Annotated in this window: 24 protein-coding genes; 2 read left to right on the top strand and 22 right to left on the bottom strand. The window is 72.3% G+C overall.

From position 1 onward, the window contains the following. Positions 1-14 precede the first annotated feature (14 nt). On the bottom strand, positions 15-1,691 hold the full coding sequence (gene hutU / locus QFZ50_RS03035; protein ID WP_307081787.1) for a urocanate hydratase: 1,677 nt from the start codon (positions 1,689-1,691) through the stop codon (positions 15-17). Further along, a complete protein-coding gene (locus QFZ50_RS03030; RefSeq protein ID WP_307081785.1) occupies positions 1,688-2,371 on the bottom strand; it encodes an IclR family transcriptional regulator in 684 nt (227 codons plus the stop codon). Before QFZ50_RS03030 ends, hutU begins: the two co-directional genes overlap by 4 nt. 102 nt (positions 2,372-2,473) lie before the next feature. Between QFZ50_RS03030 and hutH the strand changes: the two genes are divergently transcribed. Both hutH and QFZ50_RS03020 read left to right on the top strand, forming a co-directional pair. Then, positions 2,474-4,048, top strand: coding sequence for a histidine ammonia-lyase (gene hutH, locus QFZ50_RS03025; protein WP_307081783.1), 1,575 nt, complete (start codon positions 2,474-2,476; stop codon positions 4,046-4,048). Between the two features lie 175 nt (positions 4,049-4,223). Further along, the gene (locus tag QFZ50_RS03020) at positions 4,224-5,009 is read left to right on the top strand and encodes a siderophore-interacting protein (RefSeq protein ID WP_373462295.1); all 786 of its coding nucleotides are present in this window, start codon (positions 4,224-4,226) and stop codon (positions 5,007-5,009) included. A 16-nt stretch (positions 5,010-5,025) separates the two neighbouring features. Here the strand turns inward: QFZ50_RS03020 and QFZ50_RS03015 are convergent, their stop codons facing one another. The 20 genes from QFZ50_RS03015 to QFZ50_RS02920 all read right to left on the bottom strand — a co-directional run bounded on the left by QFZ50_RS03015 (position 5,026) and on the right by QFZ50_RS02920 (position 25,708). Beyond that, entirely contained in the window at positions 5,026-6,228 is a 1,203-nt protein-coding gene (locus QFZ50_RS03015) for a cation:proton antiporter (RefSeq protein WP_307081779.1), read from the bottom strand. Between the two features lie 7 nt (positions 6,229-6,235). Further along, positions 6,236-6,718 (bottom strand): cation:proton antiporter regulatory subunit, encoded by a 483-nt coding sequence (locus QFZ50_RS03010; protein ID WP_307081777.1) that lies wholly within the window; start codon positions 6,716-6,718, stop codon positions 6,236-6,238. 9 nt (positions 6,719-6,727) lie between these two features. Further along, positions 6,728-7,717 (bottom strand): cation diffusion facilitator family transporter, encoded by a 990-nt coding sequence (locus tag QFZ50_RS03005; protein WP_307081775.1) that lies wholly within the window; start codon positions 7,715-7,717, stop codon positions 6,728-6,730. Positions 7,718-7,947: 230 nt separating this feature from the next. Continuing rightward, positions 7,948-9,045: an NAD(P)/FAD-dependent oxidoreductase gene (locus QFZ50_RS03000; protein ID WP_307081773.1), complete on the bottom strand. Its 1,098-nt coding sequence runs from the start codon at positions 9,043-9,045 to the stop codon at positions 7,948-7,950. Between the two features lie 158 nt (positions 9,046-9,203). Beyond that, a complete protein-coding gene (locus tag QFZ50_RS02995) occupies positions 9,204-10,478 on the bottom strand; it encodes a glycine C-acetyltransferase (RefSeq protein ID WP_307081771.1) in 1,275 nt (424 codons plus the stop codon). Between the two features lie 14 nt (positions 10,479-10,492). Then, positions 10,493-11,536, bottom strand: coding sequence for an L-threonine 3-dehydrogenase (tdh, locus tag QFZ50_RS02990; protein ID WP_307081769.1), 1,044 nt, complete (start codon positions 11,534-11,536; stop codon positions 10,493-10,495). 134 nt (positions 11,537-11,670) lie between these two features. Beyond that, positions 11,671-12,570: an aminoglycoside phosphotransferase family protein gene (locus tag QFZ50_RS02985; protein ID WP_307081768.1), complete on the bottom strand. Its 900-nt coding sequence runs from the start codon at positions 12,568-12,570 to the stop codon at positions 11,671-11,673. A gap of 94 nt (positions 12,571-12,664) precedes the next feature. Next, positions 12,665-14,179, bottom strand: a complete 1,515-nt coding sequence (gene gatB / locus QFZ50_RS02980) for an Asp-tRNA(Asn)/Glu-tRNA(Gln) amidotransferase subunit GatB (RefSeq protein ID WP_307081767.1) — start codon at positions 14,177-14,179, stop codon at positions 12,665-12,667. Next, positions 14,179-15,693: an Asp-tRNA(Asn)/Glu-tRNA(Gln) amidotransferase subunit GatA gene (gene gatA, locus QFZ50_RS02975; protein ID WP_307081764.1), complete on the bottom strand. Its 1,515-nt coding sequence runs from the start codon at positions 15,691-15,693 to the stop codon at positions 14,179-14,181. Before gatA ends, gatB begins: the two co-directional genes overlap by 1 nt. Positions 15,694-15,696: 3 nt before the next feature. Beyond that, complete coding sequence (gatC, locus tag QFZ50_RS02970; protein ID WP_307081762.1) at positions 15,697-15,993, bottom strand: Asp-tRNA(Asn)/Glu-tRNA(Gln) amidotransferase subunit GatC; 297 nt, start codon at positions 15,991-15,993, stop codon at positions 15,697-15,699. A gap of 115 nt (positions 15,994-16,108) precedes the next feature. Then, on the bottom strand, positions 16,109-16,639 hold the full coding sequence (locus QFZ50_RS02965; protein WP_307081760.1) for a GNAT family N-acetyltransferase: 531 nt from the start codon (positions 16,637-16,639) through the stop codon (positions 16,109-16,111). A 53-nt stretch (positions 16,640-16,692) separates the two neighbouring features. Beyond that, positions 16,693-17,034: a hypothetical protein gene (locus tag QFZ50_RS02960; protein ID WP_307081758.1), complete on the bottom strand. Its 342-nt coding sequence runs from the start codon at positions 17,032-17,034 to the stop codon at positions 16,693-16,695. 195 nt (positions 17,035-17,229) lie between these two features. Then, positions 17,230-17,685 (bottom strand): SRPBCC family protein, encoded by a 456-nt coding sequence (locus tag QFZ50_RS02955; protein ID WP_307081757.1) that lies wholly within the window; start codon positions 17,683-17,685, stop codon positions 17,230-17,232. 84 nt (positions 17,686-17,769) lie between these two features. After that, a complete protein-coding gene (locus QFZ50_RS02950) occupies positions 17,770-18,150 on the bottom strand; it encodes an ANTAR domain-containing protein (protein ID WP_307081755.1) in 381 nt (126 codons plus the stop codon). 297 nt (positions 18,151-18,447) lie between these two features. Continuing rightward, on the bottom strand, positions 18,448-19,179 hold the full coding sequence (locus QFZ50_RS02945) for a DinB family protein (RefSeq protein ID WP_307081754.1): 732 nt from the start codon (positions 19,177-19,179) through the stop codon (positions 18,448-18,450). A gap of 106 nt (positions 19,180-19,285) precedes the next feature. Next, positions 19,286-19,753, bottom strand: a complete 468-nt coding sequence (locus QFZ50_RS02940; RefSeq protein ID WP_307081752.1) for a DUF2087 domain-containing protein — start codon at positions 19,751-19,753, stop codon at positions 19,286-19,288. Beyond that, positions 19,750-20,589 carry an inositol monophosphatase family protein gene (locus QFZ50_RS02935; RefSeq protein WP_307086618.1) on the bottom strand — a complete coding sequence of 280 codons (840 nt, stop codon included), beginning with the start codon at positions 20,587-20,589 and terminating at the stop codon, positions 19,750-19,752. The genes QFZ50_RS02940 and QFZ50_RS02935 overlap by 4 nt, the downstream gene beginning before the upstream one ends. A gap of 5 nt (positions 20,590-20,594) precedes the next feature. After that, positions 20,595-22,880, bottom strand: coding sequence for an NAD-dependent DNA ligase LigA (ligA, locus tag QFZ50_RS02930; protein ID WP_307081750.1), 2,286 nt, complete (start codon positions 22,878-22,880; stop codon positions 20,595-20,597). Positions 22,881-22,922: 42 nt separating this feature from the next. After that, a complete protein-coding gene (locus QFZ50_RS02925) occupies positions 22,923-24,392 on the bottom strand; it encodes a hypothetical protein (protein WP_307081748.1) in 1,470 nt (489 codons plus the stop codon). Beyond that, positions 24,389-25,708: an ATP-binding protein gene (locus QFZ50_RS02920; RefSeq protein WP_307081746.1), complete on the bottom strand. Its 1,320-nt coding sequence runs from the start codon at positions 25,706-25,708 to the stop codon at positions 24,389-24,391. Before QFZ50_RS02920 ends, QFZ50_RS02925 begins: the two co-directional genes overlap by 4 nt. Between the last annotated feature and the right edge of the window lie 77 nt (positions 25,709-25,785).

Raw genomic sequence — 25,785 nt, 5'->3', positions numbered from 1 at the left:
CTGCTGCCGTCTGTTCAGGATTGCATGGGGATGCGCACCCCGCGCTCGGCGGCGACCTCGCGGGCGCGGTCGTAGCCGGCGTCGACGTGGCGGATGACGCCCATCCCCGGATCGTTCGTGAGGAGGCGTTCGAGCTTCTGGGCGGCGAGGTCGGTCCCGTCGGCCACCGAGACCTGCCCGGCGTGGATGGACCGGCCGATGCCGACGCCGCCGCCGTGGTGGATGGACACCCAGGTGGCGCCGGAGGAGGTGTTCAGCAGCGCGTTCAGGAGCGGCCAGTCGGCGACGGCGTCCGAGCCGTCGGCCATGGCCTCGGTCTCGCGGTAGGGCGAGGCGACGGAGCCCGAGTCGAGGTGGTCGCGGCCGATGACGATCGGCGCGGACACCTTCCCCTCGGCCACGAGCCGGTTGAAGAGCAGTCCCGCCTTCGCGCGGTCCCCGTAACCGAGCCAGCAGATCCGTGCGGGCAGGCCCTCGAACTCCACGTGCTCGGCGGCGGCGTCGAGCCAGCGGTGCAGGTGCCCGTTGTCCGGGAACAGGTCCTTGAGGGCGGCGTCCGTGACGGCGATGTCCGCGGGATCCCCCGAGAGCGCCACCCAGCGGAACGGGCCCAGCCCCTCGCAGAAGAGCGGGCGGATGTAGGCGGGGACGAAGCCGGGCACGTCGAACGCCCGGCCGAAGCCGCCCGTGCGGGCCTCGTCGCGGATGGAGTTGCCGTAGTCGAAGACCTCCGCGCCGGCGTCGAGGAAGCCGACCATCGCCTCGACATGCAGCGCCATGGAGGCCTGCGCCTTCTTGGTGAAGCCGTCGGGGTCGGCCGCGGCCTCCTGCTCCCACTCGTCGGGGGCGATCCCCTCGGGCAGGTAGCTGAGCGGGTCGTGGGCGGACGTCTGGTCGGTGACGATGTCGACGTCGAGCCCGCGCCGCAGCAGTTCCGGGAAGACGGTCGCGGCATTGCCGACGACACCCACGGACAGGGCGCGCTTGCCGTGCTTCGCCGCGAGGACCTGCGCGACGGCGTCGTCGAGCGTGTCCGCGACGGTGTCCAGGTACCGCTTGGCGACGCGGCGGCGCAGGCGCGCCTCGCTGACGTCGACGATGAGGACGGCCCCGCCGTTGAGCGTGACGGCGAGCGGCTGGGCACCGCCCATGCCGCCGCAGCCCGCGGTGAGCGTCAGGGTGCCGGCGAGGGTGCCGCCGAACCGCTTGCGGGCGATGGCGGCGAACGTCTCGAACGTCCCCTGGAGGATGCCCTGCGTGCCGATGTAGATCCAGGAGCCCGCCGTCATCTGCCCGTACATCATGAGGCCCTCGGCTTCGAGGCGGCGGAACTCCGGCCAGGTGGCCCAGTCGCCCACGAGGTTGGAGTTGGCGAGCAGCACGCGCGGTGCCCACGGGTTGGTGCGGAACACGCCGACGGGTTTGCCGGACTGCACGAGCAGGGTCTCGTCGTCCTCGAGGGTCTCCAGCGTGCGGACGATCGCGTCGTACGCCGCCCAGCTGCGCGCCGCGCGGCCCGTGCCCCCGTAGACCACGAGGTCCTCGGGCCGCTCGGCCACCTCGGGGTCGAGGTTGTTCATGAGCATGCGCAGCGGTGCCTCCGTCTGCCAGCTCTTCGCGGTCAGGCGCGTGCCGCGGGCTGCGCGGATGGAGCGGGACGGATCGTGGGTGGCGCTGGGGACGCTCGTCATGCTGGTTCTCCTGGTGGGTTCTCGGGGATGGCGGGTGCACCCGGCCGGCTCAGGAGCGCGGCCGCCTCCTGCGCGACGAGCGCCCCGATGCGGTGGGCCTCGGCCTCGGTGATGCGGTAGCTGGGGACGACGACGCTGAGGGCTGCGGCCGCCCTTCCGCCGGGCGAGACCGGCGCGGCGATGGCTGTGACGTCGGCCTCGATGCCGTCGCGGACGATGACGAAGCCGCCGGTCGGCGGGCCGCCGGTGAGGACGGCGCCGACGGCGGTGCCGTCCAGCGGGATGCTGCGGCCGACCCAGCTGGCGTGGCGGACCGAGTGGGTGCCCTCCCGCATGGCGAGGTAGACGCCCTCGCCGTCGTGCGAGGGGACGCTGAGGTAGGCCGACTCGCCCGTCTGCCGCACGAGGCGTTCGAGGGCGGGTTCGGCGAGGGAGACGAGCGACTCGTGCCCGAGCGCCTGCGCGCCGAGCTGCACCACGCGCAGTCCCGGCCGGTAGGCGCCGAGGGGGTCGCGCCGCACGAAGCCCGTGCCCTCGAGCGTCCGCAGCAGGCGGAGCGCCGTGGACGCCGACAGGTCGGCTTCCCGGGCCGCGTCGGCGAGGCTCAGCGAGCCGGCGTCGCAGACGGCGCCGAGCAGCACGAGGGCGCGCTCCACGGTGCGGGTCGAGGATTCCGCCATGCTCGCCTCCTTGCGTTCGGACCTGCTGTGGTTTTCACTTATTGAAACGTCCTTTCCACTCAATGGCAATAGCGGTCAGAACCGCAGGAACCGAGGCAGACCGTGTCCCAGCCCTCCGTGATCATCGGAACCGGCCCCCTCTCCCCCGCCGACGTCGTCGCCGTGACCCGGTACGACGCCCGGGTCGAGCTGGCCCCCGAGGCCCTCGACGCCATGGCGGCGTCACGCCGGGTGATCGATGCGCTCGTCGACGACGGCACCCCGCACTACGGCGTCTCCACCGGCTTCGGTGCCCTGGCCACCCGGCACATCCCGCTCGACCAGCGCACACAGCTCCAGCGCAGCCTCATCCGCAGCCACGCGGCGTCCTCCGGCGCGGAGGTGGACCGCGAGGTGGTGCGGGGCCTCATGCTCGGGCGCCTCTCCACCCTCGCGACGGGCCGCACCGGCGTGCGCCCCCTCGTCGCCTCCACCGCCGCGGCGCTGCTCAACGCCGGCATCACCCCCGTGGTCGGCGAGTACGGGTCGCTCGGCTGCTCCGGCGACCTCGCACCGCTCTCGCACGTGGCCCTGGCCCTCATGGGCGAGGGCACGGTGCGGAACGGCGCCGGGGAGCTCGTGCCGGCCGCCGAGGCCCTGGCGGCGGCCGGCATCCCGCCGGTGGAACTGCGCGAGAAGGAGGGCCTGGCCCTCATCAACGGGACGGACGGCATGCTCGGCATGCTGGTCCTCGCCTCGACCGACCTCCACCGCCTCCTGACGACGGCGGACCTCGCCGCCGCCATGAGCGTCGAGGGACTGCTCGGCACCGACGCCGTCTTCGCCGAGGACCTGCACGCCCTGCGGCCCCACGCCGGGCAGGTGGCCTCGGCCGCGAACATCCGGGCGCTGCTCGAGGGATCGCCGCTGATCGGCGAGCAGCTGACCTCCGAGACCGGCCGCCACCGGTTCACGCGCGTCCAGGACGCCTACTCCCTGCGGTGCGCGCCGCAGGTGCACGGCGCGGCACGCGGCACCCTCGCCCACGCCGACGCGGTGGCCGCCGTCGAACTCGGCTCCGCGATCGACAACCCGGTGATCACCCCGGACGGGCGCATCGAGTCGAACGGCAACTTCCACGGCGCCCCCGTGGGCTACGTGCTGGACTTCCTCGCGATCGCCGTCGCCGACGTCGCCTCCATGAGCGAACGCCGGACCGACCGCTTCCTCGACAAGGCACGCAGCCATGGACTCAACGCCTTCCTCGCGGACGATCCCGGCGTGGACTCCGGGCACATGATCGCCCAGTACACGCAGGCGGGCATCGTGTCCGAACTCAAGCGGCTCGCCAACCCCGCCTCCGTGGACTCCATCCCGTCCTCCGCGATGCAGGAGGACCACGTCTCCATGGGCTGGGCCGCCGGCCTCAAGCTGCGCAGGGCCGTGGACGGCCTCACGCGGGTGCTCGCCATCGAGATCCTCACGGCCGCGAGGGGCCTGGACATGCGCGACGGCGGAGCACCCGGCTACCGCAGCTCCGCCCCGATCACGGCCGTCCGGCAGCGGCTGCGCCAGGACGTGGAGGGCCCGGGGACGGACCGCTACCTCGCCCCCGAGATCGAGGCCGCCCGCCTCCTGGTGGAGGACGGCTCGCTGCTCGACGCGGCGCTCGGGGTGCTCCCAGCGACGCTCCAGTGAACCTTGTTAGGGTGGCCTGACCCCCTGTCGAAAGAAGCGCCTCCCCGTGTCCTCGCCTGTTCCCTCGCCCGTTCCCTCGCCCGTTCCCGCCCCCGATCCTTCACCGGCGTCGCCGCCGGCCGCACCTGACGCCGCACCGCACCGCAAGGCCCCGCGTCCGCAGGCGGTCCTCACCGTGCAGGAGACCCGGTGGCTCAGCCCGCACCTCGTGCGGGTCGTGGCGGGCGGGCCCGGGTTCGCCGACCTGCAGGACTGCGAGGCGACGGACAAGTACGCCAAGCTGCTCTTCGCCAAGCCGAGGCTCGGACTGGTGCCGCCCTACGATCTCGCGGCGCTGAAGGACGAACTGGCTCCGGGCGACCGCCCCGTGAAGCGGACCTACACCATCCGCTGGCTCGACCGCGCCTCCCGGCGGCTGGCCATCGACTTCGTGGTGCACGGGGACGCGGGGATCGCCGGGCCGTGGGCGGCGGCCGCGGTACCGGGTGACAGCCTCGTGCTGATGGGCCCCTCGGGCAAATGGTCCCCCGACCAGGACGCCGACTGGCACCTCTTCGTGGGCGACGACTCCGCCCTGCCGGCCGTCGCCGCAGGCATCGAAGCGCTACACCCTGCCGCCGTGGGGCACGCGTACCTGGAGGTGGACGGTGCCGCCGACGTCATCCCGCTCCGGGCCCCCGCGGGCCTCGAGCTGCACTGGCTGTTCCGGGACGGGCAGGCGGCGGGGACGACGACGCTGCTCGCGGACGCCGTCGCCGACGGGCCGTGGCCCGACGGGCGCGTCGACGCGTTCGTGCACGGCGAGCGGGGTGCGATGAAGGCGCTCCGCGACGTCCTGTTCAGGGACAGGGGACTGGCGCGCTCGCAGGTCTCCCTCTCCGGCTACTGGGCGTACGGCCGCGAGGAGGACACGTTCCAGGCCGAGAAGCGCGAACCGATCGGCAAGATCCTCGACGACTAGCGGGCCGGGCGTCCGGTCAGGTGCTCTCGGCGGTCGGAACCGTCCGCAGGCGCCGGCTCGACAGGCGTTCGGCCAGTTCCATGCCCGGTTCGGCGAGCCGCGCCAGTACCGGGCCGAGGACGGCCATGAGGAGCACGTACGTGGTGGCCAGCGCGGCCAGTTCGGGGAGCACGGCCCCGGAGGTCACCGCGAGACCGGCGATGACGATCGAGAACTCGCCGCGCGCCACGAGCGCCGTGCCGGCACGCGCCCGCCCCATCCGCCCGATCCCCTGCCGCCCGGCGGCCCACCAGCCGGTCGCGATCTTGGTCGCCGAGGTCACCACGGCCAGGAGCAGGGCGACGCCGAGCACGGGAGGGATGGAGGACGGATCGGTGTTCAGCCCGAACACGACGAAGAAGATGGCCGCGAAGAGGTCCCTGAGGGGTTCCAGGACGCGCGCGGCGTTCTCCGCCGTCGCGCCGGAGATCGCGATGCCGAGCAGGAACGCGCCGACGGCCGCCGAGACCTGCAGGGCGGAGGCCAGTCCGGCGACGAGGAGGGCCGCGCCGATCAGGGTCAGGAGGAACACCTCACGGTCGGTGCTGTCGACGACGGCGGAGACGATGTTCCCCCACCGCAGGGCGATGACGAGCACGAGCGTGACCACGAGCAGGGAGATGCCGACGGTTCCGAGGCCGCCGGCGAAACTGAGCCCGGCGAGGACCGCCGTGAGCACCGGCAGGTAGATGGCCATGGCGAGGTCCTCGAAGACGAGGATCGCGAGGACCGTGGGCGTCTCGCGGTTGCCGAGCCGGCCGAGGTCGCCGATGACTTTCGCGGCGATCCCCGACGACGAGATGTAGGTGACGCCGCCCATGACGAGGGCGGCGACGGGCCCCCAGCCGAGGACGACGGCGACGAGGGCGCCCGGCGTGAAGTTGAGGACGAAGTCCACGATCCCGGCCAGCCATGACTGGCGCAGACCGGTGACGAGTTCCTTCGCGGTGTATTCGAGGCCGAGCATGAGCAGCAGCAGGACGATGCCGATCTCGCTGGCGACCTCGCTGAAGTCGAGGACGCCCTCGAGCTCGATGAACCCGCCCTGCCCGAAGAACAGGCCTCCGATGAGGTAGAGCGGGATCGGCGAGAGCCCGATCCGGCCGGCGAGCCGCCCGAGGATACCGAGGAACAGCAGGATCGCGCCGAGTTCGATCAGGGTCAGGGCGGTCGTGTGCACAGGCGGCTCAGCCGTTGCGCAGGATGTCCGCCGCGGCGTCGAGGCCCTCGGAGGTACCCACCACCACCAGCAGATCGCCCGCGGTGAGGGTGAAATCGGGTGTCGGCGAGGCCTGCACCTGGCCCGAGCGGAGGACGGCGACGAGCGAGGCACCCGAGCGGGAGCGCATGCGCGTGTCCGCGAGGGGCCGGCCGTCGAAGGGCGACCCGCGCTCGATCAGGAACTGCCGCGTGGAGACTCCCGGGAGATCGCGGTGCTCCTCCGTCAGCTGGGCGACGAGCTGCCGCGAGCCGAGGAGGTTGCCGATCGTCGCGGCCTCGTCGGGGGTCAGCGGGATGGAGGCGACACAGGCATCCGGGTCGCTCGCCTTCGAGATGATGAGGTCCAGATCACCGTCGCGCTGGGCGACGATCCCCACCCTGCGACCGGAGCCCGTGACGATCTCCCGCCGCACTCCGATGCCGGGAAGGCGTGTTTCGATGACGTTCATGCGCTCATCCTAGACCCGCCGCGACGGGTCGCCGCCCGGTGCGACCTCTGGAGGGTTCCCGTTCGCTGAGGGCGTCGCGGCGGCCGCGGGATGGAACAGATCGGGCTCCAGGTAGATGGCCGTGGCGATGGGTACGGCGGCCCGGACGCGCTCCTCGGCACTGTTGATGTCCGCCGCGATCTGCTCGCCGCTCTCGCGGCTCCCGACCGTGATCTTGGCGGCGACGAGCAGTTCGTCCGGGCCGAGGTGCAGGGTCTTCAGGTGGATGATGCGCGTGGAGCCGCCGTTGCTGATGGCGGCCTCGATCTTCGCGACGTCCGCGGCGGTCGCCGATTCCCCGAGGAGCAGGCTCTTGGTCTCGATGGCGAGGATGGCGGCGATGGCCACGAGGAGCAGGCCGATCATCGCGGTGCCCGCCGCGTCCCAGAGGCCGTTGTCGGTGAGCAGCGTCATGGAGACACCGACCAGCGCGAACGCGAGGCCCACGAGCGCGCCGAGGTCCTCGAGGAGGATCACCGGCAGTTCGGGCGACTTGGCGGTGCGCACGAAGCGCACCCAGCCCATGCCGCCGCGCGTGTGGTTGGACTCCTTGATGGCGGTGCGGAGCGAGAACGACTCGGCGATGATCGCGCCGATCAGGACCGCGAGCGGCACCCACCAGAAGGGGCCCTCGATGGGGTGCGGGTCCTGGTACTTGTGATAGGCCTCGTACAGCGCGAAGAGGCCTCCGACGCTGAACAGGACGATGGAGACGATGAAGGCGTAGATGTACCGTTCACGGCCGTAGCCGAAGGGATGCTCGGCACTCGCCTGCCGCCTGGACCGTTTGCCGCCGACCAGCAGGAGGACCTGGTTGCCCGAATCCGCGACGGAGTGGATGCCCTCGGCGAGCATGGACGAGGAGCGCGTGAGCGCGAAGGCCACGAACTTGAGCGCGGCGATCGTGAGGTTCGCGGCCAGGGCCGCGACGATCGCCTTGTTGCCTCCACTTGCTGACATGATCCGTTCCGTTCGATGAGTCCGCCACTGCGGCGGATGATCCTGCGATGACCAGGCCCGCCGCCGGCGTACCGGGGCTGCCTCCGGCCACTACTCTACGGAAACGACGGAGGCCCGGGCGGGCGGCGCGGCGCAGGGCCACCCGTTGCGGGCGGGCAGCCCGGTCGGCAAGGGTCGGGACCCGGTTCATTCCCGGCTCATTCCCGGCGCAGGCCCGGTCCGGGCACCTCTCAGGCCGGCCGCAGCGCCGTGGCGGCGGCCGCGATGCTGCCGGGGTCGGCGCCCAGATCGGCGGGATCGGCACCCGTGAGCAGGACCGCCGCCAGTTCGGCGATGCCCGACGACGTCTGGAAGCCGTAGCCCCCCTGGCCGGCGAGCCAGAAGAAACCGGGATGCGCGTTATCGAAGCCGACCACGGGCAGCCCGGACTCTCGCTGTGTCCGCAGCCCCGTCCAGGACCGCTGCACCGAGGTGATGCCGAGGGTGGTGACGGTGGCCAGGTGCTCCACGAGCCGCTCGACGTCCCCCGGGTGGGGCTGCGCGTCGCCCGGGTCCGACGGCTCCGCCTCACACGGGGAGATCAGGACGCCGGCGGCGTCCGGGCGGTAGTAGAACGAGTCGTCGGCGGCCGCCACCATGGGTGTGCCGACCGGGGGCGCATCGGTCGCCGAGACGATCGCCGCCGTCCGGCGCAGCGGCACGAGGCCCTGCGGCGCGACGCCGCAGAGGGACGCGACGCCGTCGGCCCACGCACCGGCGGCATCGACCACCACCTCCGCGCTGATGCTGCGGTAGCCGGCGCGCACACTCCACCCGGCGCCGTCGTACCGGGCGGACGTGACGGGTGCGCCCGTGAGGATGAGCACGCCGTCGTCGCCGGCGCTGCGCCGGTGGTACTCCAGCAGCAGGTCCGTGTCCGTGCCGACGCAGCCGGTATCGAGGGCGGCGGCCTCGAAGGCGCCGGGGCGCAGTTGCGGGCACAGGTCGAGGGCCTCGGCGCGGGCCACGGGGCGCATGGCGGCATTCGCCTTCGCCGCGACGTCGGCCTCGGACCCGATGAGCAGGACGGACCGCGGGACGGTGAGCGGGAGCCCGGTGGAGGACTGCACACCGGAGAGCACGTCGAGCGTGCGGCGCGTCAGGTCCCGGAGCGGCTCGGGACCGTAGCTGGGGATGAGCTGCCGGGCGGAGCGCGAGGACGTGTGGTACCCGAGCGTCGCCTCGGCCTCCACGAGGACCACGCTCGAGAACGGGGCGAGCGCGGACGCCAGGGACAGCCCGGCGATCCCGCCGCCGATGATCAGGACGTCGCACTCGAGGGAGGTCATCCCGTCATCCTAGGGCGGGCCTCCCCCATCCGGTGCCCGCCCGGGACGCAGCGGTCCTCCCGGGCCCGGTCCGCGCCGGTCTCGGGCCCGGTCCGCGCCGGTCTCGGGCCCGGTCCGCGCCGGTCTCGGGCCCGGTCCGCGCCGGTCGCGGGACCGGGTCAGGCGCCGCCCACGTGGGCGCCCGGCGCGCCCGCACCGGCGGGGTCCTGCTGCTCCGTGGCCGCGTCGGCACCGACCTCCGGTGCCACCTCGGCGCGGGCGGCCACGAAGGCCTGCACGCAGGCCTCGACGTCGTCCCCCGTGTGGGCGGCCGAGAGCTGCACGCGGATGCGGGCGGCGCCCTTGGGGACCACGGGGTAGCTGAAGGCGGTGACGAAGACGCCGTGCGCGAGCATCGCGTCGGCGGTCCGCGCGGCGAGGACGGCGTCGCCGAACATCACGGGGATGATCGCGTGCTCGCCGGCCAGCAGGTCGAAGCCCTCCTCCGTCATGCGGCGGCGGAACTGCGCCGCGTTGCGGGTGAGGGTCTCGCGGAGCTCCCTGCTGTTCTCCACCAGGTCCAGCGCGGTGAGGGTGGCCGCGACGATCGAGGGGGCGAGGGAGTTGGAGAACAGGTAGGGCCGTGCCCGCTGGCGCAGCAGGGCCACGATCTCGGCGCGGGCGGCGACGTACCCGCCGGATGCCCCGCCGAGCGCCTTGCCGAACGTCCCCGTGAAGATGTCCACCCGGTGGGCGACGCCCGCATGCTCGGGTGTGCCGGCGCCGGTCGCGCCCATGAAGCCGACGGCGTGGGAGTCGTCGACCATGACCATCGCGTCGTACCGCTCGGCGAGATCGCAGATGGCCTCGAGGGGCGCGAGGTAACCGTCCATGGAGAAGACGCCGTCGGTCACGATGAGGCGGCGCCGCGCATCGGAGGCCTCCTGCAGTTTCGCCTCCAGGTCCGCCATGTCGCGGTTCGCGTAGCGGAAGCGCCGGGCCTTGGAGAGGCGGATGCCGTCGATGATCGACGCGTGGTTCAGGGCGTCGGAGATCACGGCGTCCTCTGCCCCGAGGAGCGATTCGAAGACCCCGCCGTTCGCGTCGAAGCAGGAGGAGAAGAGGATGGTGTCCTCGGTGCCGAGGAACTGCGAGACGCGCCGCTCGAGGTCGAGGTGCAGGTCCTGCGTGCCGCAGATGAAGCGCACCGAGGCCATGCCGAACCCGCGCTCGTCGAGCGCCGTCTTGGCGGCCGCGATGATGTCCGGGTGGTCGGCGAGGCCGAGGTAGTTGTTGGCGCAGAAGTTCAGCACCCGGGCGTCGGGGGCGCCCTGCGCACCCGCCGTGATGGAGCTGGACTGCGGCGACGAGATGCGCCGCTCGTGCTTGAAGAGGCCTGCGCTGCGGATGTCGTCGAGTTCACCGGCGAGCTGGTCGCGGACTGCTGCGTACATGGTGTTCCTGCTTCCTAGAAGGTGGTCCAGTCGAGGACCACTTTGCCGCTGGCGCCGTCGCGCGCCGTCCGAAAGCCCTCCTGCCACCGGTGGGCCGGCAGGCAGTCGGTGACCACGGACGCGACCGCCTCACGCAGCGTCCGGTTGGACTGCAGCATGGCGCTCATCGCGTACCAGGTCTCGAACATCTCCCGTCCGTAGATGCCCTTGAGGGTGAGCATATGCGTGACCACCTTGCCCCAGTCGATGGAGATGGGACCGGACGGCAGCCCCAGCATGGCGATCTTCCCGCCGTGGTTCATGTTGTCGATCATCTCGGGCAGGGCGGTCGCGTGCCCGGACATCTCCATCCCGATGTCGAAGCCCTCCTTCATGCCGAGCTCGCGCTGGGCGTCCGCGACGCGCATGCGGCTGACGTCGACGGCGAGATCGGCGCCGACGCCGCGGGCGAGTTCGAGGCGGGGGGCGGAGACGTCGGTGATGGCGATCTTCCGGGCGCCCGCGTGCCGGGCGACGGCGACGGCCATGAGCCCGATGGGGCCGGCGCCCGTGATGAGCACGTCCTCGCCGACGAGCGGGAAACTGAGCGCGGTGTGCACGGCGTTGCCGAAGGGGTCGAAGACGGCGCCGAGCTCGGGTGTGATGGTCGCGTCGTGCACCCACACGTTGGTCTCGGGGACGACGACGAACTCGGCGAACGCGCCGTCGCGCTGCACGCCGACGCTCGAGGTGTGGATGCACATCTGGCGGCGCCCCGCGCGGCAGTTGCGGCAGATCCCGCAGACGATGTGCCCCTCGCCGGAGACGCGGTCTCCGACCCTGATGTCGCGGACGCCGTCGCCGAGGCCGACGACCTCGCCGTAGAACTCGTGGCCGGGGATGAGGGGCGCGGTGATCATGCCCTGCGCCCAGGCGTCCCAGCTCTCGATATGGAGGTCCGTACCGCAGATGCCCGTGGTGATGACGCGGATCTTGACCTCGCCCCACCCTGCCTCGGGTTCGGGGCGGTCCACGAGTTCGAAGCCGGGATGCGCCCCGGATTTGTACAGCGCCTTCACTGAACGGTTCCTTCCATCCCGCCGGATGCTCCAGCGGGATGGGCTGGGCCTGGGCGGTACGAGTGCCGGGCGGGATATTGCCCGGGGCAACACTACCAGTGGGCGGGATCGGACCGCGGACCGGCCGGGAGGCATCAGCCCTCGAGGACCGCTCCGAGGATCCCGACGCCGAGCGCGTGGAGGGCAGGGGCATCGTCCGACGCCGCGGCCAGCGCGCTGCCCATGCTCACGGCCCAGCCGCGCGCCCGGGTCCACGTCGGGGCGTCGGTGGGGCGCAGCGCCTCGAGTGCGGCACGGAACGCGGACCGGCCGGCGGCGTCGAAGTGGAGCCAGGCCGCGGCGAGGTCCGTCGCCGGGTCCCCGGAGCACAGGTCACCGAAGTCGACGACGCCGGCCAGCGCGCCGTCGGGTCCCAGGACGACGTTCCCGGGGTGCAGGTCGCCGTGCAGCCACAGGGGTGCCCGTGTCCAGGCGGGCGCGGCGAGGGACGCCTCCCAGACCTCCAGCAGCTGCGGACCGGGCATGCCTGGAGTGTCGCCGAGCGAGGCGAGCCGCGCCCGGACGACGGCGTCGCGCGCCACCAGCGGACCCCCGCGGCCGACGGGACTCACGGGGGCGTCGGCCGGGGCGGGGCGCTGGAACGCGGCGAGGAACCGAGCGAGCGGAACGGCCGCGGCGGAGCGACGGTCCCGCGGGACGGTGAGGCCGCCGACCCCGTCGATCCACCGGGACACGGACCAGTGCCACGGGTAGCCGGAACCGGGCCGGCCGAGCCGGAGGGGCGCCGACGTCGGGACGGACACGGACGCGGCGAGGCCGGGGAGCCAGCGCTGCTCGGCGACCATCAGGGCGTCCGCGACCGCACGCCGGGGCAGGCGCACCACGAGGTCCTCCCCCAGCCGGAACAGCGTGTTGTCCCAGCCGCCGCCCACGGACCGTACCGGCAGGTGGGCCAGGTCCGGCGCCTGCGCGGCGAGCAGCGCGGTGACGAGCGACGGCGCCACGTCGATCTCCGCCTGCGGCATCAGGGCCATCGGGACCTCCTGGGAGCGCCGGATCCGGCGCGGCGGCACCGGGTGGAGCCGTCCACCCGGTCCCGCCGCTGCACGCCGTCGGGAACGCCGGCGGCTATCCCTCGACGCCGAGGCGCTGCAGGATGAGTTCGCGGACGCGGCCGGCGTCGGCCTGCCCGCGGGTCGCCTTCATAACGCCGCCCACGATCGCGCCGACGGCCTGGATCTTGCCGCCGCGGATCTTGTCGGCGACGTCGGGCTGGGCCGCGAGGGCGCCGTCGATCGCCTCGAGGAGGGGCCCGTCGTCGGACACGACGGCGAGTCCGCGCTGCTCGACGACCTCCGCGGGCGTGCCCTCGCCGGCGAGGACGCCGTCGAGCACGTCGCGGGAGAGCTTGTCGTTGATCTTGCCGGACTCGATGAGCGCGTTGAGCTCCACGATCAGCTCGGGTGTGACGCCGAGCTCGGCCGGCTCGACGTCCGCGAGCTTGGCGCGGCGGGAGATCTCGCCCATCCACCACTTGCGGGCGACGGCTGCGCTCACGCCGGCGGCGACGGTGTCCTCGATGGAGGACATGACGCCGGCGTTGACGACGTCGCGGAACTCGGCGTCGGAGTAGCCCCAGTCGGCCTGCAGGCGCTTGCGGCGCTCGGCGGGAGGCTCGGGCAGCTCGGCGCGGAGCTTCTCGATCCAGGCCTCGTTCGTCACGACGGGCACGAGGTCCGGCTCCGGGAAGTAGCGGTAGTCGTCGGCGTCGGACTTGGGCCGTCCGGACGTCGTCGACCGTGTGTCCTCGTGCCAGTGGCGCGTCTCCTGCAGGATCGGCGTGCCGGAGTCCAGGACGGCGGCGTGGCGCTGGATCTCGTAGGTGACCGCGTGCTCGACGGCGCGCAGCGAGTTCACGTTCTTGGTCTCGGTGCGCGTGCCGAACTTCTCCTGGCCCTTGGGCTTGAGGGAGACGTTCGCGTCGCAGCGCACGTTGCCGCGCTCCATGCGGGCGTCGGAGACGCCGAGGTTCTTGACGATCTCGCGGATCGCGGCGACGTAGGCCTTCGCGAGCTCGGGGGCGCGGGACCCGGCACCGACGATCGGCTTGGTGACGATCTCGATGAGCGGCACGCCCGCCCGGTTGTAGTCCACGAGGGAGAACTCGGCACCCTGGATGCGGCCCGTGGAGCCGCCCATGTGGGTGAGCTTGCCGGCGTCCTCCTCCATGTGGGCGCGCTCGATCTCGACCGTGAAGACGGTGCCGTCGGCGAGCTCGATGTCGATGGAGCCGTCGTACGCGATCGGGTCCTCGAACTGGGAGGTCTGGAAGTTCTTCGGGGTGTCCGGGTAGAAGTAGTTCTTCCGCGCGAAGTAGCACTTCTCGGCGATCTTGCAGTTCAGCGCGAGGCCGATCTTGATCGCGGACTCCACGGCCACGCCGTTGACGACGGGCAGGACACCGGGCAGGCCGAGGTCCACGGGCGTCACGTTGGTGTTGGGCACGTCCCCGAAGGCGTTGGGGGCGGAGGAGAACATCTTGGTCTTCGTGTTGAGCTCCACGTGGACCTCGAACCCGAGCACGGGATCGTACTTCTCCATGGCCTCGTCGAAGGAGAGGACCTCATCGGTTACAGCAGTCATTACTTCCCACCTGCGATCGTCGTGATCTCCGGGGCCTGGGCCAGCAGCGGCCCGCCCCACGTGTCTTCGAGCAGTGATTCGAGGACGGCGCCCACGCGGTACAGGCGTGCGTCCTGGCGGGCGGGCGCGAGGAGCTGGATGCCGACCGGCAGTCCGTCCTCGTCCGCGAGGCCGCCCGGCAGCGACAGGCCGGGCACGCCGGCGAGGTTCGCCGGGATGGTGGCGACATCGTTGAGGTACATCGCCAGCGGGTCGTCGAGCTTCTCGCCCAGCTTGAACGCGGTGGTCGGGGCGGTCGGCGAGACGAGCACGTCCGCCTGCTCGAAGGCTGCGGCGAAGTCGCGCTGGATGAGCGTGCGGACCTTCTGCGCGGACCCGTAGTAGGCGTCGTAGTAGCCGGCGCTCAGCGCGTAGGTGCCGAGGATGATGCGGCGCTTGACCTCGTCGCCGAATCCGGCGGCGCGGGTGGCGCCCATGACGCGCTCGATCGTCGGGGTGCCCTCGGGCACCACGCGCAGGCCGAACCGGACGCCGTCGTACTTGGCGAGGTTGCTGGACGCCTCCGACGGCATGATCAGGTAGTAGGCGCCGAGCGCGTACCGGAAGTTGGGGCAGGAGACCTCGACGATCTCCGCGCCCGCCGAACGCAGCAGCTCGAGCGACTCGGAGAAGCGCGCGAGGACGCCGGCCTGGTAGCCCTCGCCCTGCAGTTCCTTGATGACGCCGATCCGCATGCCCTGCACGTGGCCCAGGCGTGCGGCCTCGACGAGTGCGCCCACGGGGTCGGTGAGCGATGTCGAATCGTGCGGGTCGTGGCCGCCGATGACCTCGTGCAGCAGGGCGCTGTCGAGGACGGTGCGGGAGACGGGGCCGATCTGGTCGAGCGAGGACGCCATGGCGATGGCGCCGTAGCGGGAGACGCCGCCGTAGGTGGGCTTCACGCCGACCGTCCCGGTCACGGCGCCGGGCTGGCGGATGGACCCGCCGGTGTCGGTGCCGAGGGCCAGGGGCGCCTCGAACGCGGCGACGGCGGCGGCGGATCCGCCGCCGGACCCGCCGGGGATGCGGTCCAGGTCCCAGGGGTTCCGGGTGGGGCCGAATGCGGAGTGCTCGGTCGAGGAGCCCATCGCGAACTCGTCCAGGTTGGTCTTGCCGAGGATCGGCATCTTCGCGTCCCGGAGCCGGCGGACCACCGTGGCGTCGTACGGGCTCTGCCAGCCCTCGAGGATCTTCGAGCCGGCCGTGGTGGGCTGGCCCCGCGTGACGATGAGGTCCTTCACCGCGATCGGCACGCCGGCCAGCGGGTGCAGGGTGTCGCCGATGCTGCGGGCCTTGTCCACCTCGGCGGCGACGAGCAGCGCCTCCTCGGTGTTCACGTGCAGGAAGGCGTTGAGGGCGCCGTCCACGGCGTCGATGCGGTCCAGGTGGGCCTGCGTCACCTCGACGGCGGAGACCTCCTTGGCGGCGAGCTTCTGCGCCAGGGCGTCGGCGGACAGGCGGATCAGGTCGGTCATGGGTTACTCCCCGTCCAGGATGGCCGGGACCTTGAAGCGGCCGTCGGCGTTGTCGGGCGCACCGAGCAGCGCGTCCTCGTTGCTGAGGGTCTCCCCCACCACGTCGTCGCGGAACACATTGCTCAGCGGGATGGGGTGGCTGGTCGCGGGGACGTCGTCGCCCGCCACCTCGCTCACGGACTTGATGGAGTCGACGATCACGGCGAGCTCCCCCGCCATGCGGTCGAGCTCGTCGTCGTTCATGTCGATGTGGGCGAGCCGCGCGAGGTGCGCGACGTCGTCCCGGTTGATCTCAGCCATGGATCTCCCCTGGAAGTCGGAGGTGGGTGTCTGCCTCCAGTCTAGTGGCGGCGCGCGAGGCGCCCGCCATCGGAGAACCGGGCGACGGCCGCGGCTCCCGCCCGTTCCCGGCGGGTCAGAGGGGCAGGCGGAAGACCCAGAGCAGGATGTCCTCGTTCGGGACCTCCCAGTCCCGCTCGGGGACCCGGACGAAGCCCATCGATGTGTAGAGGCGGTGGGCGCGCACCATGTCGGAGCCGCTGGTCAGGCTCACGGCCTCGATGCCGGGCAGCGTCCGGGCGTGCTCGATGATCCGCTCCACCATGGCCCGGCCCACGCCGCCGCGCTGCACGGTCGGGTCCACCGCGAGCATGCGGAACTCGAGCTCCCCCTCCACCGCGATGTCCGTGTACCGCTGGCCGGCGAACGTCAGCGCGACCGACCCCACCACGGCGCCGTCGCGCTCGGCCACCCAGACCTCGGCGTGCTCTGCACGGTGCTCGACGTCGGCCAGCACCGCCATGTAGGGGTGGGCCTCGTCGGCGAAGTACCCGGCCTCGAGGTAGGCGCCGCGCGTGATCCGGCGGACGTCCTCGTAGTCCTCGGGCTGGATGGGTCTGATGATGGCGCGGGAGGAGGGGGCATTGCCGGGCGTCGCGGTGGTCACCGGCCTATTTTGCCACGCGCTGCGCCACGCGGCCGGTCGGCAGCGGCGTACGGTCAGCGAGCGCCCGGCCGGCCGTCGGTGCCACCGCTTCCGTCACCGGATCCGTCACCGAATCCGTCGTCATGTCCGTCGCCCGCTCCGTCGCGGGTCCCGCCGCCGGTCCCGTTGCTGCGGAACAGGTTGCCCCGCAGGGCGTACAGCTGGGCCGCGCCGAGGACGAACGCGATCAGGATGCACACTGCCGCCGGGAGTGACGTCGTATACAGGAGGACGAAACCGAGCGAGGCGGCGAAGACGGCGACGGCCACGCCCACGAGCAGGCGCGCCGGCCCGGGGAGCAGCCGGGCGGGTCGCCGGCCGGGCGGGCCGGTGCCAGGATCCCTGTTCGCGGTCACGGTCCCTCCTTCCCCGGCCCCCGCGGGGCCGGGCGCCGTCCCCACGATTGTCGCCCGCCGGGCACGCCCCCGTCACTCCCCCGCACCCGAGTGGGGCACCCATGACCGCCGGAGCCACGATCGCTCCCAGCACGATCCCGCGCCGGCGTGCGGTCGCCTCGTCGACCGCGCTCCTTGCCCCGTGCGGCAACCGGGCTACCGGTGGGCGGGTCCTTCGACGAGGTACCGGTTCCGGGTCTCGATGAGCGTCCTGAGGTATCGGGCGAGCACGAGCTTCTCGACAACGCGTCCCAGTGGACCGAAGGGCGCCGCGAACTCGATCCGGTCGGTCATCGTGGTGATCCCGTCGGCGTGGCTGAACTCGTGGACGTGCCGGAATCGCCGGAAGGGACCCCTGATCTGCTGGTCCACGAAACGGTTCGGCGCTTCCATGTCCGTGATCCGGCTCGTCATGCGGATGGGGACGCCGAAGTGCCGGGCCCGCCACGTCACGTGCTGCCCCAGGGAGATGAGGCCGGTCGTGGTGCCTGCAACGGCTGTCTCCCGAGACCGGGCCATGGAACGGGTGTGGGCATCGATGCTCCGGGAACGGTCGAACAACTCGGCCTGCGGCACGCGCGCGCGGGTGATGCACTCGAAGGAGACAGCCATACGACCAGTGTCGCAGCAGGTCCGTGTCGCACCCTCCCCCACGAGGGCACGGCAGGGCCCGCGCCACGCCGTCGTGGTGCCCTGTCAGGACTGTGGTGGCTGCCCCAGCACTCCTGTGGCCGTGAGGTGGGCGGCGACGGCGGACAGCTTGCTGCTGCTGGCCGAACTCGTGGCGACCAGCAGCTCGAAGGCCTGCTCGCTGGTGAGCCGGTAGCGTTCCATCAGGATCCCCTTGGCCTGCCCGATGACGTCCCGGCTCTGGACCGCCCGCGTGAGGTGCTCCACCTTCTCGGTCACCTCCGCCAGGCGCTGCAGCACCAGGCGTAGTTCGGCATCCTGGCCGTCGGCGCCGCTTCGCTGTGCCGAGTCGACGCCCAGCGGTGGTTCCGCGGTGAGGCCCGCCCGGCCGGAGAGGAATCGGGATCCGGGGAATCGGTCCTCGATGCCGTCCATGGGGTACGGCACTACGAGGTCGTCCGCGGAGCTCCCCCCGTGGGGGAAGGGGTGTGTTTCGGCCGGCGGCCGCGAAGGACGCGGTCGCGGCCCCTGGGGGACGTCTGCTGGCACAGTCAACCTGCTTGAGTAGGGCGGGGTGGTCGTTCCTCCCGCCGGGCTGGCAGGCCCGCTCTTCTACAGGCCGTTCATCAGCGTCAGAAGTACGTGATCGGACCACCGAGGCTGTGTTCACGTAACGATACTGGTTTTCCGGATCGCGGCGCTCCCCCTTCGAGGCTCACGCGCGCCCGGCCGGCCGCCATCGGCTCACCGCAGACGGGCGAGATCGCGCCGGATGTAGCGCAGATGCGCCCACTCCTCCTCCAGGATCACGCGGATGCAGTCGCCGACGGTGGGATGCCAGTCCCCGCCGCCCCACGGGTTCTCGCGCTCCTCCGCCAGCAGCTCCGCCGTGGCCGTGGCCAGGAAGCCGGTCACCAGCCGTTGCCGCTCGGCCCGTACCTCGAGGATCTCCTCGTACGCCGGGGCGTCCGCACGGAAGACCGACATGTCGAAGCCCATCTCCTCGGCACCGGTGAAGATCTGGCCGATCTCGTGCAGCGGCTGCTCCACCCGAAGGATCCCCCCTCGAAGCCACGCATCGGTGGCCAGGACGAGGTGCCGCAGGGTCTGGGACAGGGACCACTCGTCCTCGACATGGGCGTCCACGAGGTCCGGCGGCGTGCCCGTCACCGTCTCCTGCCATGCGGCCTGCACAGCCACCCAGCCCTCGCGGAGACCGTCGGGCGTCTGCGCCTTCTGCAGCTCGCGGCCCGGGAACTGCCGGTTGAGCTCGGCGTCCACGAGCGGCACCACGTCGACGCCGTTGACGACGAGGCTGCCGAGGAACAGGTCGTGGCTGTCGATGTCGAGCCCGTCCAGGTCGACCCCGCGCATCGTCACACCGCTGACATCGGAGAACCGCAGGGTGGCGCCCTTGAAGCTCGCCCTGACGAAGGTCGCGCCTTCGAACTCCTTCGTGCCGGAATAAGCCGTCATCGCTCCATTATCACTGCGGTCGGGGACATTCCGGGGCGACGGCGGCGGACGACCCGAGGTGCGGGCCCGCGCAACGGATGCGGCCCAGGACCGGAGGCCACACCCCTCAGGACGCCTCGGTCACCCGCCGGTAGCCGGTGCCGTCGGGGTAGCGCTCCATGAAGCCGTGATCGACGAGCGCGCGGCGCAGGGTCGGGATGTCGTGCGTGACGGTGGCGAGCAGCCGGTTGACCTCCGGTTCGCTGATCTCCCCGTCGGCGGGCAGCAACCGCTCGGCGAGGTGTCCCAGCAGGTCGGTGCGGTCCTGCCCGGCACGCGGGAGGCCGTCGATCCGCCCCTCCCGGAAGAACCGGTCCACGCCCTTCGGCGTGCCCGGCCCGGCAGCGGCGAGCACCTCCTTGAACAGCCCGCCGGCGACGGTCTGCTCCGGTGTCAGGAGCCCGGCGTCGACGAGGCGCTGCACCTCCCTGGGTGCGGCGTCGAGCGGCTGTCCGAGGACGGCCCGCGCATACAGTTCGCGGGACCGCTCGCCGGCGAGCGTGGACAGGACCTTCTGCCAGGACGGCGTGGTCATGGGTGCCTCCCGAGGGATGTGGGATCGGTGACGGAACGGATGAGGTCGGGACCGCCGGCGACCGTCACGGCCGCGAGGCGCTCGGCCTCGGTGGGCCCGCCGTCGAGCACGGACCGCAGCGGCGGCCGGAGGACGACGACGCCCGCCTCCTCGGCGATCAGTGCACCGGCCGCGATGTCGTGCTCGTGCAGCCCGCGCTCCACGAAGGCGTCGAGGGAGCCGTCCGCGACCATGCAGAGATCGAGGGCCGCGGAACCGAGCGTCCGCAGGTCGCCGAACCCGTGGAGGAGCCCGTCGAGGTCGTCCACCTGCCCCGCCCGCGTCGCGGCGTCGTACGAGAAGCCGGTGGCGAGGATCCGCCCCCGGTCGGAGCCCGGCCCGGTGAGGCGCCGTACCCTGCCCTGGTCGCTCAGCCACGCTCCGCCGCCGCGGGACGCCCAGTAGATGCGGCGCAGCGCGGGGGCGTGCACGACGCCGGCCAGCCAGGTGCCGTCCTGATCGGCCGCCGCCACGGACGTGCCGTAGTAGACGATGTTGCGGATGAAGTTCGTGGTGCCGTCCAGGGGGTCGATCGACCAGCGGATCCGGACGCCGTCGCGCTGCCCGGCCGGGACCGTGGTGCCGAGCTCCTCGCCCGTGATGATGTCGTGCGGTCGCGAGTCCCCGATGACGGACCGGACGGCCCGCTCGGCGGCGACGTCGTACGCCGTCACCCAGTCGCTGTCCGAGCTCTTGCTGGTGGCCTCGAGCGCCGTCGGGTCCCGGCGGGAGAGCACCTCGGCGCCTGCCGCCGCGGCGTGGCGGGCCACGTGCAGGAGCGCGGAAGGGGACGACATGGGGCTCATGCGGTGTCCCCGGTGTCCCCGGTGTCCGTCCCGCCGGCTCCGGCCTCCAGTTCTTCGGCGGCCTCCTCGTCCTCGCTCGGCTCGTCCTCCGGCGCCGCGGGTCCGTGTGCCAGCAGTGCGGTGAATCCTTCCTCGTCGAGCACGGGGATGCCGAGCGCCTCGGCCTTCTCGAGCTTGGTGCCCGCGTTCTCGCCGGCCACCACGTAGCTGGTGTTCTTCGACACCGACCCGGCGGCCTTGCCACCGCGGGTGATGATCGCTTCCTTCGCCTCGTCGCGGTTGTAGTGCTCCAGGGATCCGGTCACCACGACGGTGAGGCCCTCGAGGGTGCGCGGCGTGCTCTCGTCCACCTCGTCCTCCATGCGGACACCCGCAGCGGCCCACCGGTCCACGATCTCCCGGTGCCAGTCCTCCGCGAACCACTCCTTCAGGGCGACGGCGATGGTGGGGCCGACGCCGTCGACGTGCGCGAGCTCCTCCTCACTGGCAGCCCGGATCCGGTCCATGGATCCGAAGGCGGTGGCGAGGGCGCGTGACGCCGTGGGGCCGACGTGCCGGATGGACAGGGCGACCAGCACCCGCCACAGCGGCTGCTTCTTCGCCTTCTCCAGCTCCGTGAACAGCTTGCGGGTGGTGGCGCTCGGCTCGGAGGGCTTCTTCGCCGTGCCCTTCGAGTAGAAGTAGGGCACGAGCTCCCGGCCCGTCACCACGCCCTTGACCTTCTTGTCCCGCTCGATCCGGACGTCCGCCAGCTTCTCCGGGGTGAGGTCGAAGATCTCGGCCTCGGTGGTGATCGGCGGGACGTCGGGTTCGGCGGGCTGGGTGAGGGCGATGGCCGCTTCCCAGCCCAGCGCCTCGATGTCGAACGCGCCGCGGCCCGCGAGGTGGAACACGCGCTCGCGCAGCTGCGAGGGGCAGGACCGGGCGTTGGGGCAGCGGATGTCGACGTCGCCCTCCTTCGCGGGCTGCAGCGGGGTCCCGCAGGACGGGCACTCGGTGGGCATGACGAACTCGCGGACCTTCTCGGGATCGCGCAGGGCCATGACCGGGCCCACGATCTCGGGGATGACGTCGCCGGCCTTCCGCAGCACCACGATGTCGCCGATCATCACGCCCTTGGCCTTGACGACCTCCTGGTTGTGCAGCGTGGCCATGCCCACGGTGGACCCGGCGACCTTGACGGGCTCCATGAGGCCGAAGGGCGTGACACGGCCGGTCCGGCCGACGTTCACGAGGATGTCCAGCAGCCTCGTGTTCACCTCCTCGGGCGGGTACTTGTAGGCCACGGACCAGCGCGGCACACGGGACGTGTGGCCGAGCGCGCGCTGCAGCGCGAAGCTGTCGACCTTCACCACGATGCCGTCGATCTCGTGCAGCAGGTCGTGCCGGTGTTCCCCGTAGTGGCCGATGAAGTCCACGACCTCGTCCTGGGTGGCGAGGACCCTGTAGTAGGGCGAGGTGGGGAGCCCCCAGGCCTTGAGGAGCTCGTACGTCTCCGACTGCGTCTCGGCGGCCAGGCCGGTGCGCGCCCCGATGCCGTGCACGTACATGTCGAGGGGGCGCTCCGCCGTCATCGCGGGGTCCTTCTGCCGCAGCGAGCCGGCGGCGGCGTTCCTCGGGTTCGCGAACGGCGCCTTGCCGGCGGCGACCATCCGCTCGTTGAGCTGCGCGAACTCCTTGGTGGGGAAGAAGACCTCGCCGCGGATCTCCACCTCCTCGGGGTGGTCGCTGCCCGCGAGGCGCTGCGGGACCGAGGCGATGGTGAGGACGTTGTGCGTGATGTCCTCCCCCGTGACCCCGTCGCCGCGGGTGGCGGCGCGGACCAGTTCGCCGTCGCGGTACAGCAGGTTCACGGCGAGGCCGTCGATCTTCAGCTCCGTCAGCCAGGCGATTCTCGCGCCCGGGCTGCGTTCCTCGACGCCGGCGGCCGCGCGGTCCAGCCAGGCCCTCAGCTCGTCGAGGGAGAAGACGTCCTCGAGGCTGTACATGCGGGCGAGGTGGTCCACGGGGGTGAAGGCGGCGGAGACCTCCCCGCCCACCTCCTGGGTGGGCGAGTCGTTGGCGACGATCTCGGGGTGGAGCGCCTCCAGTTCCTCGAGCCGCCGGAAGAGGGTGTCGAACTCGGCGTCGGAGATGGTGGGGGCGGCGTCCTGGTAGTAGGCGGTGCGGTGTGCACGGACCTCCTCGGCGAGCTGCGCGTACTCCGCCCGGAGCTCGTCCCCCGGCGGCTGACGGTCGCCGGATCCGGCGGTCTGGGCTGCGTCTTCGGTTCCTGTGGTCACTTTCCTTATCTTGCCCTACGCCCCTGACACGGGCCACCGGTGCTAGGCGCCCTCGATGAACCCGCCGATGAGGATGCCGAACCCGAGGGAGCAGGTGAAGAAGCACACGAAGAGCATGACCAGCAGGAACCGGGCGCCGAGGAGCCTGCCCCGGACGGCCTGCCGGCCCCGCCCGGCCCGGCTGAGCGCGGCGCCCGTCACCCACGGGTTCTCGCCGCCGGCCACCGCCCGCGAATGGACCAGCAGGTCCAGGGTCTTGACGGTCCACAGGATCCCGACGGTGAGCATCCCGGCTCCGGCCGTCGCGTCACCCCCGGTGTTGGCCGTGATCATCACCGCGACGATCCCGGCGAGGGCGGCCAGCCAGTAGCGCCGGTAGGAGGACGCGTTGTCCCCGAAGCGGATGAGGTGGTAGTCCTGCCGCCGGCGCTCCTCGGACCGGCCCGCCACGGAGAGGCGTGCCAGCGCCCGCTCCACCGCCAGGAGCCCAGCGGCGAGGACGACGGCGGCCAGGACGAGGATGCCGTCACCGACGCCGGGGCCGGGCTCCGGGTGGAGGGCGGCGAGGACGGTGCCGGCGAGGACCAGGACCGCGGCCGCCAGGCCGGCCGCGGCACCGTTCCTGCCGCGCTCCGGGTCCGTCAGCTGCTCCCGCAGGTACCCGCCGGGGAGCACCGCGTCCAGCGTCCGGTAGCTCCTGACGATCAGGGCGGCATGGACCCCGGCCCCCACCAGGGCGACGGCGACCAGCACGGGCACCGGCAGCAGGACGACCGCCAGGAGCGCGAACGCCAGGACGTGGTACCAGAGGAGGAAGAGGCGCCCGCGGACCCAGCGCAGCGGGCTCGAGGCGAGGTCCGCCTCCGCGGAGGCATCCAGGGGGCTCATCCTGAGGATCCCGCCGACGAGCTCCTCGCGTGATCCCACGACCCTTTCCCCGCCCTTGATCCGCCCGCTGAGCAGGAGGAGCTCGCGGTCCTGGGGGAACTGGGCGAGGCCGGCGGCCAGCAGCGCCCGGGCCTCGCCGTCGTCGTCGAGCAGCGACGCGGTCTGCGCCGCCTGCGTGAAGGCCCCGGCGTCGGCTTTCAGGGAGAGCGCGTGGCGGGCGGCCTGGTGGGCGACGACGAGGTCCTGGTGGTCGCGCCGGCGCGCGAGGAGTGCCTGGCTCAGCCAGTAGTGGGCGTCGGGCTCCTCGGCGTGCTGTTCGACGACGGACCAGGCGAGAGCCACGGCCTCGTCGCTCCGGCGCTGTCCGAGGAGCGCGAGCAGCAGGGTGATCTGCGTGCCGGCCGCGTTCGGCTCGAGCTCCACGGCCCGGCGCCCGGCGTGTTCGGCGTCGACGAACCGCTGGTCCATCGCGAACGCCCGTCCGAGGAGCGCCCAGTAGAGGGGTTCGTCCCCGTGGTACGCCGCCTGCCCCTCCAGCAGGTCGACCGCGTCGCCGCCGCGCTGCTGGGCCGCCAGGATCTCGAAGCGGTTGGCCAGGACGTCGAGGTCGACGACCTCGCTCACCGGCGCTTCTTCCCGTCGAGCAGGGCCGCGAGGTCGTCGTAGCGGCCGTTCGCGTTGGAGAACCGCACCACGTTGCGGGCCGATTCGAGCCATGCGGCGGTGCTCGGCCTGATCTCGCGCAGGGCGGCGCCGAGGTGCTCCATCGTGATGGGGCTGATCGCGCCCTGCGCGATGGACTGCATCATGGCCTTCTCCGCGGCGGTGACGGCCACGTGTTCGAGGTCGGCCCCCGAGAACCCGTCGGTCACCGCGGCGAGGTGCTCGACGTCGATGCCGGCGATGGGCCGGTCCCTGAGGTGATGGCGCAGGATGGAGGCGCGCGCGCCGGTGTCCGGAGGGCTCACGAGGATGGAGCGGTCCAGCCGGCCGGGCCGCAGGAGTGCCTCGTCGAGGTCCCAGGGGTTGTTGGTCGCCGCCAGCACGTACAGGCCGTCATTGTCGCCGCTCATGGAATCGAGCTGCATCAGCAGCTCGTTGACCATCTGCCGCAGCCAGCCCGCACCGCCGCCCGCCATGGAGCCGCGCCGCATGCCGATGGAATCGATCTCGTCGATGAAGAGGACCGTGGGCGCCTGGGCGCGGGCCGTGTCGAAGACGCGCTTCAGGTTCTGCTGGGTCTCGCCCATGTAGGCCCCGATGATGTCGGTCATGGACACCGACATGAACGTCGCGCCCAGTTCGCCGGCGACGGCCCGTGCGAGGAACGTCTTGCCGCAGCCCGGCGGCCCGTACAGCAGCAGCCCGCCGCGCAGCGACTTGCCGAAGGCCCGCGCGACGTCGGCGTTGCGCATCGGGGCCAGGAAGGACTCCTCGAGCCGGCGCTTCACGTCGTCGAGGCCGCCGACGTCGGACAGCGTCACCGCGTCGCGGGCGACCTCGACGGGCGCCCCGTCGGCGTCGTCCGTGGCCGTCGGGCCGAGCGGGACACGCTCCACGAAGGGTGGTGGCACGGCGCTGCCCACCTCGTGCTCGGCCTGCTCCCAGTCGAAGCCGCTGGACGCCCCCGGTGCAGCGGGCCCGGCAGGAGCAGCGGGCCCGGCAGGAGCAGCGGGTCCGGCGGGTGCCGCGGGCGTGGCGGGTGCTGCGGGTCCGGCGGGCGTACTCAGTGCGGTCGCTGCCGCCGCGAGCACTGCGAGCGCCTGCCGGTTCCCCGGATCCGCCTGCAGCGCCACGCTCGCCTCGGCGATCGCGCCGGCGGCGTCGCCCCCGGTGAGGAGCGTCTGCGCGAGGTGCAGCCTCAGGACGACGTCGTCCGGGTTCGCCTCGAGCGCCCTGCGGAGGCTTGCCACGATGGGATCAGGTGCTGCGTCTGCCACTGGAGGCTCCGCCTTTCGTCTGAGGTTCGGGTGTCCCGCGTGGAACGCCACCGGCCCGCAGCCGAGGCTGCGGGCCG

The sequence above is a fragment of the Arthrobacter agilis genome (assembly GCF_030816075.1).
In the GTDB taxonomy this organism is placed as follows: domain Bacteria; phylum Actinomycetota; class Actinomycetes; order Actinomycetales; family Micrococcaceae; genus Arthrobacter_D; species Arthrobacter_D agilis_E.
Note: the sequence above shows the minus strand (reverse complement) of the source record. Positions and strands in the feature narration are given on the sequence as shown.